We start from the raw sequence: 12,478 nt of genomic DNA, 5'->3' as shown, positions 1-12,478 counted from the left end.
CCGGCCCGGCGCTGACCCGGCCCGGCGCTGACCCGGCTCAGCGCCGCGGGCTGACCACGAGGGCGCTGCCTCCGCCGCGCCTGCCCGGCTCGGCGACCGCCTGAACACGGCCGTCGCGCAGGAACTCCAGGCCGGTCGCCGCGCCGATCTCCCCGACCGGCGGCCCGGGGACGTCCGTCAGCGTGTGACCGAGCGCGGTCAGCTCCGGGCCGTACCGGTCGGCGAACGCGGGCTCGGCCTGGGTGGCGGCGGTGTTGCGCTGCGAGGCGCGCGGCGCGGCCACGGCCTCCGGGAGCGACATGCCGAAGTCGAGCCGGTTCAGCAGGATCTGCAGCACGGTCGTGATGATCGTCGAGCCGCCGGGCGAGCCGACGGCGAGCAGCGGCCTGCCGTCCTTGAGCACAATGGTCGGGGCCATCGACGACCTCGGGCGCTTGCCGGGAGCGGGCAGGTTGGGGTCGCCCGGCGCCGGGCCGAAGGTGAAGTCGGTCAGTTCGTTGTTGAGCAGGATGCCGCGGCCCGGCACCACGATCCCGCTGCCGCCGGTCTGCTCGATGGTGATGTTGTAGGCGGCCACGTCGCCCCAGCGGTCGGTCACCACGAGATGGGTGGTCTCCGGCCCCTCCTTCTTCTCCTCCGGGGCCGAACCCCCCGAAGCCCCCGAGGGGCACGGTCCGTAGGAGCCGTCGGGCGAACCGGGCGCGGCGGGGTGGGCCATCGCCCGCGGGCCGATCAGGCAGGCGCGCTCCTTGGCGAACCCGTCGGACAGCAGCTGGTCCAGCGGCACGTTCACGTACGCCGGGTCGCCGACGTAGGCGTTGCGGTCGGCGAAGGCGAGCCGGGACGCCTCCAGGTATTCGTGCAGGCCGACCTTCGGGAGGGCCTCCAGGATCTTCAGCGCCTCCCCCACCGTGGATCCGCCGGACGACGGCGGCGCCATGCCGTACACGCCGAGGCCCTTGTAGGTGACCTTGCTGGGCGGCCGTTCGAGCGCCCGGTAGGCCCTGAGGTCGGAGACCTCCATGAGGCCGGTCCTGACGTTCCGGGTGGCCCCCTTGCGCACCGGCGGCTTCTTCACGGTCGCGACGATCTCGCGGCCGAGCCCGCCGCCGTACAGCCAGTCGGGGCCGCGGATGCCCAGCTCACGGTAGGTGCGGGCGAGGTCGGGGTTGCGGAAGACCGACCCGACCGGCGGCGGCTGCCCGCCCGGCAGGTAGAGCGAGGCGGTCGAGGTGAAGTCGGCGAAGCGGGCGGTGTTCTGCTCCGTCTGGTCGTGGAACGTCTGGTCGACGACGAAGCCCTTCTCCGCCACCTCGATCGCGGGGCGCAGCACCTGCCGCAGCGACATGGTGCCGTAACGGCGCAGCGCCAGGTCCCACTGCGCCACACTGCCCGGGACGCCGACCGACAGCCCGCTCGTGACGGCCTCGTCGAACGGGATGCCCTCGAACGCCGTCGAGGGCATCGCCCGCGGCGCGGTCTCGCGCCCATCGATGGTGGTCACCTTCCGCTTGCCGGCGTCGTAGTAGACGATGAAGCCGCCCCCGGCCAGCCCGGCCGAGTAGGGCTCGGTCACACCCAGCGCCGCGGCGCCCGCCACCGCCGCGTCCATCGCGTTGCCGCCCTGACGCAGCACCGAGAGCGCGGCCCTGCTCGCGTCGAGGTCCACGGTGGCCACGGCCCCGCCGTGCCCCTCCGCGACCGGCCGCTTGACCTCCTTCGCGGGCGGTGAGGCGTGGACGGGCGGCGCGAGGAAGCCCGCGAACGTGACCAGTCCCAGCGACGCGACGACGACGCTCCTCATGCCCCGGCACCTCCATCAGACGTGACCGATCACTCCAGCATGACTCACGACGGTCAAAAAGGCTGCGGGAATGTCCGCTTTCGGACGCCGGTCGGGCCGGAGCGAGCCGGCCGGCGACGGAGGGAGGCCCGCTACTCCTTGCGGCGTACGGCGGACTGCCGCGCCGGGCGGATGCGGTGACCAGGGGTGATGGCCTAGCGTGCGGGTGTGCGCTCCGCCGTGTATCACCGTATCGATCCCGTTCTGCCGGTCATCGTGGGGATCCTCCAGGTGTTCCTGTCGATCGGCGCCCAGTATGGGCAGTTGCGGAACCCGGACCTCGGACGGGTGCCGCTGACCTGGTGGGGCTTCGCGCTGCTGCTGGTCGGGCCGATCGCGATCGCGCTGCGCCGCCGCGCCCCGGTCGCCGTGCTCGTCGTCACGCTCACGGCCACCTCGGTCTACATGCTGTTCGACTTCGCGTACGGGCCGGTGTTCCTCAGCCCGATCATCGTGATCTTCAATGCGGTGCTGTCGGGGCACCGCCGCGCGGCATGGCTGTCGGCGGGGGCGTTCTTCCTGTTCGTGGTCGTCTACGCCACCTGGTTCATCCCCCATCGGGCGAGTCTCTTCCACCACACCGCGGTCGCGGCCTACCTGCTGCTCACGCTCACCGTCGCGGAGTTCTACCGGATGCGCCGCGAGCGCCTCGCCGAGCGTCAGCGGATGGCGCGGGAGGAGGCCAGGCGGCAGGCGAGCGAGGAGCGGCTCACCATGGCCCAGGAGCTGCACGACGTGCTCGCCCACAACATCTCGCTGATCCACGTGCAGGCGTCCACCGCCCTGCACATCCTGGACGACCACCCCGAGCAGGCCCGCACCGCGCTGACCACGATCAAGCAGGCGTCCAAGGACGTGCTGACCGAGATGCGCGGCGTGCTGAGCCTGCTCAGGGAAGGCGCGCCGCGCTCCCCCACGGCCGGGATGGCCCACCTGGCCGACCTGACCGAGCGCAGCGGCCTGCCGGTAACGCTGGAGGTCACCGGGCAGGAGCGCCCGCTGCCCGCCGGCATCGACCGGGCCGGCTACCGGATCGTGCAGGAGTCGCTGACCAACGTCTCCCGGCACGCGCCCGGCTCCCGGGTGACCGTACGCGTGGCGTACGCGCCGGAGGAGCTGACCGTGGTGATCGAGGACGACGGCGCGGGGACGGCACGGGCCGAGGCGGGCCTCGGCAGCGGCAACGGCATCCCCGGCATGCGCGAACGGGCCGCGGCGCTCGGCGGGTCGCTGGCGGCGGGCCCCCGGCCCGGCGGCGGCTTCCGCGTCGAGGCCCGTCTCCCCCTCCCCCCAACCGCCGACCAGAAGGAGCCGAAGTGATACGCGTCCTGCTCGCCGACGACCAGGCGCTGGTGCGGGCCGGGTTCCGGGCCCTGCTCGACGCCCAGGAGGGCATGACCGTCGTCGGCGAGGCGGGCGACGGTGAGCAGGCCGTGCGGCTCACCCGCGACCTGCGTCCCGACGTGGTGCTGATGGACATCCGCATGCCCGGCACCGACGGACTGACGGCCACCCGCCGCATCGGCGACGACCCCGCCCTCGCCGACGTGAGGATCGTCATGCTCACGACGTTCGAGCTGGACGAGTACGTCTTCGAGGCCCTGCGCGGCGGCGCGAGCGGCTTCCTGGTCAAGGACACCGAGCCGGCCGAGCTGATCCAGGCCGTGCGGGTGGTGGCCTCCGGCGACGCGCTGCTGTCCCCCGGCGTGACCCGCAGGCTCATCGCCGAATACGTCGCCCGCGCCAAGGAGCCCGGCATCGCGGTCCGCCTCGACCCGCTCACCGAACGGGAGCGGGAGGTGCTCGCGCTCGTGGGCACCGGCATGACGAACGACGAGATCGCCGCCAGGCTCTACATGTCCCCGGCGACGGCCAAGACCCACGTGAGCCGCACGATGACCAAGCTGCACGCGCGCGACCGCGCCCAGCTCGTCGTCATCGCGTACGAGTCGGGCCTGGTCAGACCCGGCTGGGTCTGACACGCCGTACGGCCGCCCGCGTCAGGTGGCCGCTTGCCCCGGCCTGCTGACGAGGGGGAGGAAGATCTCGTCGACGATCGACCGGATGCGTGCGGGCGCCACGGGTTTCAGGTCCATGAGCAGGTCGTGGCGCACCAGGTCGAACGGCATGGCGAGCACCGCGGGCGGGATCCGGTCCAGATCGATCTCGCCGCGGTCATGGGCGCGCTGGTAGATGGTCCGGACGCGCGGGAGCCGCTGGTCGCCGATGATCCGGTCGCGCACCTGGGCCGGAGTGAGCCCCGTGCCGGTCAGCAGCCCCGAGAAGGCGGCCGCCGCGGCGACGGCGAAGAAGGCGGCCCGGGCCTCGCCCATGCCGGTGAGCACGGCGAGGAGATCACCGCGCAGGGTCCCGGTGTCGGGGAGCTCGACCGGGTGCCTGCTCCGGTAGTGCTCGAGCGCGGCGAGCACGAGCTCGTCCTTGTTGGCCCAGCGGCGGTACAGCACCGCGATGCCGGTGCCGGCGCGGGAGGCGACGGACTCCATGGTCAGTTTCGCGAAGCCGGCCTCGACCAGCTCGTCCCAGGCCGCGTCCAGCAGCGCGGCCTCGAGCGCGGGCCCGCGTCGGCGTCGCGGAGCGGACGCGGCGGCAGATGAGGTCACGGCCCCACTATAAGAAAGGATTGCGTTCCCTATCAACGCGTCCTACTCTCCTAAGAGATGGATTCCACTCTTACTTAAGGGCGAGACGATGACGGAGACCACCGAGGCGAAGCTGTCGCCGCAGGTGAAGAACGCGCTGATCGCGCTGATCGTGGGCGGCATCGCGGCCATCCTCGACTCCACGATGGTGACGCTGGCGATCCACACGCTCGTGGTGAAGCTGCACACGAACGCCGGCACGATCCAGTGGGTCACCACCGGATTCCTGCTGGCGATGGCCGTCGCGATCCCGGTCACCGGGTGGGCGGAGCGCCGCTGGGGCGGCAAGCGGGTCTGGATGGCCGCGCTGGTGCTGTTCGTGCTCGCCTCGGTGCTGTGCGCGGCGGCGTGGAATGGTGCGAGCCTGATCGGCTTCCGGGTGCTGCAGGGCTTGGGGGCCGGGCTGATCTTCCCGCTGATGCAGACGCTCGCGGTGAGGGCCGCGGGCGGGCGGGTCGGCAGCCGGCTGATGGCGGCCGTCAGCCTGCCGATCGCGCTCGGCCCGATCCTCGGCCCGGTGATCGGCGGGGTGATCCTCGACTGGCTGGGCTGGCGCTGGCTGTTCCTCGTCAACGTGCCCGTGATCGCCGCCGGGCTGCTGCTGGCGTGGCGGTTCCTGCCCGCCGACCACCCCGGCTCCCCGGCCGGGCGCGAGCGCCCGGACTGGATCGGCCTGGCGCTGCTCGCGCCGGCGCTGACCGGGATCCTGCTCGGCCTCTCGCAGCTCTCCGAGGAGGGCGGAATCGGCCACGCCTGGGTGCTCGTGCCGCTCGTCGCCGGGGTCGTCCTGCTGGCCGCGTTCGTCGCGTGGGCGGCGCGTCCCGGCGAGCGCGAGCCGATCGTCGACGTCCGGCTGCTGCGCGTGCGCTCGCTCGGCAGCGCCTCCGCGGTCCTGTTCACCGCAGGCGCGGCCATGTACGCCGGCATGTTCCTGCTGCCGCTGTACTACCAGCAGCTTCGGGGCGACAGCGTGCTGGACGCCGGGCTGCTGCTGATCCCGCAGGGTGTGGGCGCGCTCGCCTCGCGTTTCGTGGTCGGCGGGCTGGCCGACCGGTTCGGCGCGCGCGCCGTGACGATCGCCGGTTTCCTGGTCGCCGCCGTCGCCACCGTCCCGTTCGCGCTCGCGGGGCCGGGCACGAGCCTGTGGTGGCTGGGAGCCGTGCTGCTGGTTCGCGGCCTGGGAACCGGGGCGGTGATGATCCCGCCGATGTCCGTCGCCTACCAGGACGTCCGCCCGGCCGGCATCCCCCACGCCACCATGAACACCCGCATCGCCCAGCAGGTGGGGGCCTCGTTCGGCACCGCCGTCGTCGCCGTCGTCCTGCAGTCGCTCCTCGGCGACGGCGCCACGGCCGCCTTCCACGGCGCGTTCTGGTGGGCGATCGGCATCGCCGTCGCGGCGGTCGTCCCCGCCGTCGCCCTCCCGGCCCGCACGCCGGCGAGCCGGTCACCGACGCCGGTGCACGGCGACGTGACCGCGAGCCCCCGGGCGGCCGCACCGGAAACGGCCGGGTGACCCTGGGGGTCCTCGCGCCGGGGCGCCGCGGCCGATCGGTGCCGGGATAGGCCGATCGCGCACGTCGCCGCGCAAGCGTCCTCGCGCCGGGGCGCCACGGCCCCTGTCCGCGGCGCCCCGGCCTCGTACGTCTAGCCGGCGAGCGGCTCCTGGAGTTCGGTGACCCACCCGGCGGGGTCGTCGGGGCACTCCAGGTAGAGCTCCCTGGCGTACCCGGCGGAGCGTTCACCGCCGTCGGCGATCCACCGGGCGAGCGTCTGCGAGGTCGGGAGGACGTCGTCCATCGGCCCGCGGTGCACGATCGTGGCCGCCCGCTCGATCGCGGGCAGGTCCACGACCGCGAAGTCGCGGCCGTCTCCGGACGCGACCGCGACCGGCAGCGCCACGTGCGCGAGGATCCCGTCGCCGCCCGGGGCGTCCTCGTAGTAGGCGATCCCCGGCCCCACCGGGGTCACCCCGGCCTCGTCCAGCCTGCGGCACAGCTCCTGGAACAGCGGGCCGACCACCGGGCCGATGTCCTCGGGTTCGTAGCTGCGCGCCACGCCGCTGAGCTCCGCCACCCGGACGGCGGGGATGCGCTTGACCACCACGTCGTCGGTGCTCATGTGTCCCTCACTCTCGATCGTCCGGAGCCTCGCCTCGACCTGGGCCAGCCGGGCCGCCGCGGCGGCCATCGCCGCCTCCAGCTCGGCCTGCCGCAGCCGCAGCATCCCGCGCAGTTCCCCGGCGCTCACCTGCTCGTCCAGAATCTCCTGCACCTGACCGAGGGTGAAACCCAGGTCCTTGAGCGCGATGATCCGGTTGAGCCGGGCGAGCTGGCCCGCCTCGTAGAAGCGGTAGCCGCTCGCGGGATCGACGCGGGCCGGGCGGAGCAGCCCGATCGCGTCGTAGTGGCGCAGCATGCGGACCGACACGCGGCCGTGCCTGGCGAAGTCTCCGATGGTGAACATGATGCGGCCGATTCCAGCGCCTCACACGGTGTGAGGGTCAACAATGCCGCCCATGCGAATCCTCCGAGGCGGCTGGTCCAGCGGCTCGGGGAGCCGCAGCGGGCCGTGACCAGGGGTGATCGTGCCGAGCACGCGCGACCCTGTGGCGCCGGTGCACGCGGGCACCGTGCCGGGCAGGCCGTGCGCGGTCAGCCAGCCGAGGTAGGAGAACGCGACGGCCTCCTTGGCGTCCGAGGGCACGCCGAGGTCGTCGCTGGGCAGCAGCCGCACGCCGTCGGCCCGCTCGCGCAGCGCGCCCATCAGGGCCGGGTTGCGCACGCCGCCGCCGGAGACGACGACCGTGCCGAGCCCGTGCCGCCGGAGCCGCGCCGCGACCGTCTCGGCGGTGAGCGCCGTGAGCGTCGCCACCAGGTCCGGCAGGCCCAGCGCGTACGGCCCGGCGATCCGGTCCAGATAGCCCGCGTGGAACAGTTCCTTGCCCGTCGTCTTGGGCGGCGGCCGGTGATAGTAGGGCTCGGCGAGCAGCTCGGCCAGCAGGCCCTCGTGCACCTTCCCCGCCGCGGCCAGCCTGCCGTCCTCGTCGTACGGCATGCCGGTGGCGGCGCGTACGGCCGCGTCCGTCAGCGCCGCGGCCGGGCCGGTGTCGTAGGCGAGCGGAGGCTCGCAGGCGGTGGTGGCGACCGTGATGTTGGCGATGCCGCCCAGGTTGAGCGCGCCCGCGCGTCCCGCCGAGGCGGGCAGCCCGGCCAGCAGCGGCAGGTCGAAGGCGGACACGAGCGGCGCGCCCTGTCCGCCAGCGGTCACGTCGCGCACCCGCAGGTCCGACACGACCGGCACGCCGAGCCGTTCGGCGATCCAGGCGGGCTGCCCGAGCTGGAGCGTCCCGCGAACGCGCCCGTCCTCCACCCAGTGGTACATCGTCTGCCCGTGCGAGCAGACGAGGTCGGCGGCCGGGCAGGCCGCCGCCGCGTCGGCGAACGCCTGTCCGACGAGCGTGTCGAGGCGGCAGACCTCGCCCATGTCCGTGCGGCCCGGCGGCAGCGCGGCGACGATCGCGGCCCGCAGATCAGACGGGTAGGGCACGGTGCCGGTGTGCTCCACGACGCCGGTGAGCAGGTCGCCGTCCCGCGACCAGCGGACGAGCGCGCAGTCGATCCCGTCGTGGGAGGTCCCCGACATCAGCCCGAGTACGCGCACGCCTGCCTCTCCGGGGTCCGTCAGCCGGCTCGCGGCGGGAGGCCGACGAGCTTGGTGAGGAAACGGTCGATCTGCTCCTCCGCGGGCGGCCAGGGCAGGTCGGGCTCGTTGATCCGCTGCGACAGCATGCCGTTCACCGCCGTGCGCAGGTCGATCGCGACGGTCGCCGCGTCGTCACGCGGGGCGACCCCGGCGTCCATGCAGCGCTGGACCGCCTCCGTCGTCCTGGCGACCAGCACCTCCTTGAACGGCATGCCGAGCCGCCGATGGACCGCGCTTTCGTGCAGCACCTTGTAGAGGCCGGGATGCTCGTGCGCCCAGGCGGTCTGCGCGAGGATGCGCGCCCGCAGCCGCGCCGCCGGGTCCTCGTGCGCGGCGTCCGCCTCGTCACCGTTGCGCACCAGCTCCTCGTTGCAGCGCCGCAGCACGGCGAGCACGAGCGCGTCGCGGTCGGGAAAGTGCAGGTAGACCGAGGTGGCCGCGATCGACACCTCGCGCGCCACGGCCCGCAGCGACAGCGCCTCGTCGTCGGCGAGGTCGTCGAGCATGCGCATGGCCGCCGCGACGATCTCCTCGCGCAGCCGCTCGCCCTGCCCCCGCGCGTTCGGACGGCGGCGGGCGGCGGGAGGCGGGGGTGTGCTGGATTCCATGACCGGCCCATTGTACGAGGACGAGTTTCACACTACAGTCGTAGCGCTACAACTGTTCATCAAAGGAGCGATCCCTGTGACCGTCCACGCTTCAGCCGACTTCGACACGATCAACGAGATGGACCCGGTGTTCGCCCAGATGGCGGCCGCCAGCGTCGGGCACTGCTGGGCGGTGCCCGAGCTGACCGACCGCGAGAAGGTGTTCCTCGCCCTGGTGGCGGACATCTGCCAGCCGGCCCTCGGGCTCCCGTTCGAGACGCACGTCCGCGCGGGGCTGCGACGGGGCGTGTCCACCGCGGACATGCGGGCGCTGCTGCGCCTGATCTCCTACGACAGCGGCTATGTCGCGGCGCTGGCCGCGCTGGAGCGGCTCACCGAGATCGAGGTCGCGGCCGGGCTCCCCCGTCCGGACGCGGAACCGCTGCCCCGCGAGCTGCTGGAGACCGGCCCGGGTGCGGCGCCGACCCCGCTGCCCGCGCCGGTGCGGGCCGAGCTGACCGAGCTCGACCCGTACTTCCTGGAGTATTTCGAGCTGCAGTCGCGGATGCGGGGCGTCCAGGGTCCGGGCACGCTGAGCATCCGCGAGCGGGCGTTCACGACGATGAGCGTCGACGTGCACTACCAGACGCTGGACGAGACGTTCCGCATCCACGTGGGCCGCGCCCTGGGGGCCGGCGCGACCCCCGAGGACGTGCGGGCCGTGCTGCGCTTCAACGCGCAGTTCGGGGCGACCCGGGCGTGGCAGGCGTGGAAGGCGCTCAACGCCTGCCTCGCCGACCTCGCCCCCGCCCGCTGACGTCCGCTGACGTCCGCTGACGTCCGCGAACGCCGTACGCCTCGGCCCGCACCGCCTGCGCGTGCGGACCGAGGCGCGGACCCTGCTCAGTGGGCCCTGCTCAACGGACCCTGCTCAACGGACCCTGCTCAACGGTCTGCTCAGTGGACGCTGCGTTCCTGGCTCGGGTCGCTCTGACGGGAAACCCGGTCGACGGCCGTGACGTAGTAGTGGTGGCCGGGTCCGCCGCCGGGATCGACCCAGCGGATGTGCCGGTCCGCCGGGATCACCGCGACCAGGTGCGCCGCGTCGGCGAAGTCCTGCCGGCGGGCGGGCCGGTCGAACCGGAAGACGGCGAACTGGAACGGCGCACGGGGTCCGGTGGCCTCGATGTGCAGCTCCACGCCCCCGCTCACGCGGCGGGCCGAGGCGAGCACGGGACGGCGCGGCGGCGTGCCGCCCGCGAGTCTCGGCAGCAGCGGCGCGAGCGCGGGCCGGGTGTAGTGCTCGTTCAGCGCACCGCTGATCGACCCGAGCCGGTCGTCGCGGACGTCGGCGGCGTTGTACCAGATGTCTCCCCCGACCTCCGGGTGGTCGCGGTTGAGCGTGAGGTGCCGCGACAGCTCGTCCGGCTGGAACCACTCGGCGGGCTGCCCGGCCGTCCCCGCCTTGTACGCCGCCTGGCCGATCCACAGCTGCACGCCGGTGCCGGCGGCCACGCCGGACCACCAGGGGACCAGCTTGGCGTAGTCGGCGTTCGACTGGCCGATGTACCAGTAGAGCTGCGGCGCGATGTAGTCGAGCCAGCCCTTCCTCACCCAGGTGCGGGTGTCGGCGTGCAGGTTGTCGTACGACTGGCCGCCGCTGGTGTCGGAGCCCAGCGGGTCGGTGGCCTTGTTGCGCCAGATGCCCGACGGGCCGATGCCCCAGATCACCTCGGGCTTTGCCTGCCGCACGCGCTGCTGCATCTCCCGCACCAGCAGGTCGACGTTGTTGCGCCGCCAGGAGGCCAGGTCGGCGAAGCCCCCGCCGTACGCCGCGTATGCCGCGCTGTCGTCGAACTGGGTGGTGTTGACGGGGTAGAAGTAGTCGTCGAAGTGCACGCCGTCGATGTCGTAGCGGGTGACGGCGTCCAGCATCGCGTCCTGTACGAACGCCCGGACCTCGGGGATGCCGGGGTTGTAGTAGAGCTTCCCGCCGTACGGGACGATCCACTCGGGGTGCTTGCGGCCGGGGTGGTCGGGGTGCAGCTTGGCCGGGTCGGCCTGCATCGACACGCGGTAGGGGTTGAACCAGGCGTGGAACGCCAGCCCCCTCCGGTGGGCCGCCTCGACGGCGAAGCCCAGCGGGTCGTAGCCCGGGTCCTGCCCCTGCGTCCCGGTGAGGTACTGCGACCACGGCTCGTACGGGGACGGCCAGAAGGCGTCGGCGGTCGGCCTGATCTGCACGAACACGGAGTTGAGCCGGCGCGCCACGGCCAGGTCGCACCAGGCTTCGAACTCGGCCCGCTGCTGCTCTGGGGTGAGGCCTGTTTTGGACGGCCAGTTGATGTTGACGACCGAAGCGATCCACATGCCGCGCATCTGGCGCAGCGGCGGCACGTATCCAGGCGGCACGTACCCAGTGGAAGAGGCGGAAGCGGGGGACGCTGCGAGGGCCGGCAGCGGTGCGGCCGACGCCGCGGCGGCGAGAGCCAGGCCGCGCAGCACGGCACGCCGGGAGGGGGAGCTCAATCGGACCTCCGAAGGCCGGGGGGATTCGGCGATCACGACACTGGCAGAAACTTACTTTCAGATCAATGCGGATAAAAGAAAGTGTCATCGACGTGTAATCTGCCCCAAGAGGTGCTCATGGGAGACGGCTGCCGACATCCAGGTCACACCGCATATGTCTCGACATGTGGACTTCTGTTCGCGTTGTCCCGCACCGGCGGGCGCGTGGATCTAAGCTGATCGCGCATAGGAGAGGCTGCACGCAATGAACGAGAACGAGGGCGCCGCACCGGTCAACCCGATCGCGACGGTGCGTGCGGTGTTGCCCTCGCTCACCCCCGCCGCCCAGACCATCGCGCGCCTCATCCTCGACGACCCCGCCATGGTGGCCCGCAGCACCATCACCGAGGTCAGCGCGGTCTCGGGGATCAGCGAGGCGACGATCGTGCGGACGGCACGCGCGCTGGGCTTCGCCGGTTACTCGCAACTGCGGTTCGCCCTCGCGGCGGCCGTCGCCAGGGACACCCCCGAGCGGCTCGTGCCCGGCGACCTCGCCCCGGACGACCCGCTGACCGACGTGATCGCCAAGGTCACCCGGGCCGAGTCGCAGGCGCTCGCCGACACGGCGGCCCAGCTCAACCCCGACGGCCTCGGCGCGGTCGTGGACGCCGTCGCCGGCGCCCGCCGCGTGGACGTGTACGGCGTGGGCGCCTCCGGCCTCGTCGCGGCCGACATGGCGCAGAAACTGATGCGGATCGGGCTGCCCGGCCACTACTTCACCGACGCCCACCTCGCGCTCACCAGCGCCGCGCTGCTGCGTGAGGGAGACGTGGCCGTCGGAGTGAGCTGCACCGGCGAGACGCCCGACGTGCTCGGCCCGATCAGGGTCGCCCGCAAGGCCGGTGCGACGGCCGTGGCCATCACCAACAACCCGCGCTCGTCGCTGGCCGGGCTCGCCGACCACGTCCTGGTCTCCGCCGGGCGCGAGACGGCGTTCCGGCCGGGCGCGCTGGCCAGCCGGATCAGCCAGCTGCTCATCGTCGACTGCGTCTTCGTCGGCGTCGCGCAGCGCACGTTCGACAGCTCGGACGCGGCCTTACGGGCGACCCGCGACGCGCTCGCCGACTATCTCGGCGACGCACACCGCCGCGCCCGCTCGGCCTGACCCACCCTCG

At 73.0% G+C, this 12,478-nt stretch carries 11 protein-coding genes; 5 read left to right on the top strand and 6 right to left on the bottom strand.

Annotated elements, in window-relative coordinates; genetic code table 11:
• Positions 1 to 37: 37 nt before the first annotated feature.
• A complete protein-coding gene (gene ggt, locus FLX08_RS32915; protein WP_142624163.1) occupies positions 38 to 1,804 on the bottom strand; it encodes a gamma-glutamyltransferase in 1,767 nt (588 codons plus the stop codon).
• Between the two features lie 207 nt (positions 1,805 to 2,011).
• On the opposite strand from ggt, the gene FLX08_RS32910 reads away from it, so the two are divergent.
• Both FLX08_RS32910 and FLX08_RS32905 read left to right on the top strand, forming a co-directional pair.
• Complete coding sequence (locus FLX08_RS32910; RefSeq protein ID WP_244313079.1) at positions 2,012 to 3,163, top strand: sensor histidine kinase; 1,152 nt, start codon at positions 2,012 to 2,014, stop codon at positions 3,161 to 3,163.
• Positions 3,160 to 3,822 carry a response regulator transcription factor gene (locus FLX08_RS32905; protein ID WP_142624162.1) on the top strand — a complete coding sequence of 221 codons (663 nt, stop codon included), beginning with the start codon at positions 3,160 to 3,162 and terminating at the stop codon, positions 3,820 to 3,822. The genes FLX08_RS32910 and FLX08_RS32905 overlap by 4 nt, the downstream gene beginning before the upstream one ends.
• A 21-nt stretch (positions 3,823 to 3,843) precedes the next feature.
• Here FLX08_RS32905 and FLX08_RS32900 read toward each other — a convergent pair whose 3' ends face one another.
• Positions 3,844 to 4,464: a TetR/AcrR family transcriptional regulator gene (locus tag FLX08_RS32900; RefSeq protein WP_142624161.1), complete on the bottom strand. Its 621-nt coding sequence runs from the start codon at positions 4,462 to 4,464 to the stop codon at positions 3,844 to 3,846.
• A gap of 88 nt (positions 4,465 to 4,552) precedes the next feature.
• Between FLX08_RS32900 and FLX08_RS32895 the strand changes: the two genes are divergently transcribed.
• Positions 4,553 to 6,019 carry an MDR family MFS transporter gene (locus FLX08_RS32895; protein ID WP_142624160.1) on the top strand — a complete coding sequence of 489 codons (1,467 nt, stop codon included), beginning with the start codon at positions 4,553 to 4,555 and terminating at the stop codon, positions 6,017 to 6,019.
• Between the two features lie 131 nt (positions 6,020 to 6,150).
• Here the strand turns inward: FLX08_RS32895 and FLX08_RS32890 are convergent, their stop codons facing one another.
• From FLX08_RS32890 to FLX08_RS32880, 3 genes are read right to left on the bottom strand one after another with little or no spacing between them, the layout of a single operon-like run.
• On the bottom strand, positions 6,151 to 6,969 hold the full coding sequence (locus FLX08_RS32890) for a MerR family transcriptional regulator (protein WP_142624159.1): 819 nt from the start codon (positions 6,967 to 6,969) through the stop codon (positions 6,151 to 6,153).
• Positions 6,970 to 6,990: 21 nt separating this feature from the next.
• Positions 6,991 to 8,166 carry an anhydro-N-acetylmuramic acid kinase gene (locus tag FLX08_RS32885; protein WP_142624158.1) on the bottom strand — a complete coding sequence of 392 codons (1,176 nt, stop codon included), beginning with the start codon at positions 8,164 to 8,166 and terminating at the stop codon, positions 6,991 to 6,993.
• A 20-nt stretch (positions 8,167 to 8,186) separates the two neighbouring features.
• A complete protein-coding gene (locus FLX08_RS32880) occupies positions 8,187 to 8,816 on the bottom strand; it encodes a TetR/AcrR family transcriptional regulator (RefSeq protein WP_142624157.1) in 630 nt (209 codons plus the stop codon).
• Between the two features lie 76 nt (positions 8,817 to 8,892).
• Here FLX08_RS32880 and FLX08_RS32875 point away from each other — a divergent pair, with 76 nt between their 5' ends.
• On the top strand, positions 8,893 to 9,612 hold the full coding sequence (locus FLX08_RS32875) for a carboxymuconolactone decarboxylase family protein (protein ID WP_208761806.1): 720 nt from the start codon (positions 8,893 to 8,895) through the stop codon (positions 9,610 to 9,612).
• 140 nt (positions 9,613 to 9,752) lie between these two features.
• Here the strand turns inward: FLX08_RS32875 and FLX08_RS32870 are convergent, their stop codons facing one another.
• Positions 9,753 to 11,324, bottom strand: coding sequence for a glycoside hydrolase family 10-like protein (locus FLX08_RS32870; RefSeq protein WP_142624156.1), 1,572 nt, complete (start codon positions 11,322 to 11,324; stop codon positions 9,753 to 9,755).
• 244 nt (positions 11,325 to 11,568) lie between these two features.
• On the opposite strand from FLX08_RS32870, the gene FLX08_RS32865 reads away from it, so the two are divergent.
• The gene (locus FLX08_RS32865; RefSeq protein ID WP_142624155.1) at positions 11,569 to 12,468 is read left to right on the top strand and encodes a MurR/RpiR family transcriptional regulator; all 900 of its coding nucleotides are present in this window, start codon (positions 11,569 to 11,571) and stop codon (positions 12,466 to 12,468) included.
• Positions 12,469 to 12,478: the final 10 nt, after the last annotated feature.

It is taken from the genome of Microbispora hainanensis (assembly GCF_006874475.1).
Classification (GTDB): domain Bacteria; phylum Actinomycetota; class Actinomycetes; order Streptosporangiales; family Streptosporangiaceae; genus Microbispora; species Microbispora hainanensis.
The sequence above is the reverse complement of the archived record's forward strand: the minus strand, read 5'-3'. Positions and strand labels throughout refer to the sequence as shown.

What these genes read in the sequence shown, in the direction of transcription:
- ggt (WP_142624163.1), bottom strand. Translation starts at nt 1,804, where the DNA reads ATGAGGAGCGTCGTCGTCGCGTCGCTGGGACTGGTCACGTTCGCGGGC.
- FLX08_RS32895 (WP_142624160.1), top strand. Translation starts at nt 4,553, where the DNA reads ATGACGGAGACCACCGAGGCGAAGCTGTCGCCGCAGGTGAAGAACGCG.
- FLX08_RS32890 (WP_142624159.1), bottom strand. Translation starts at nt 6,969, where the DNA reads ATGTTCACCATCGGAGACTTCGCCAGGCACGGCCGCGTGTCGGTCCGC.
- FLX08_RS32880 (WP_142624157.1), bottom strand. Translation starts at nt 8,816, where the DNA reads ATGGAATCCAGCACACCCCCGCCTCCCGCCGCCCGCCGCCGTCCGAAC.
- FLX08_RS32865 (WP_142624155.1), top strand. Translation starts at nt 11,569, where the DNA reads ATGAACGAGAACGAGGGCGCCGCACCGGTCAACCCGATCGCGACGGTG.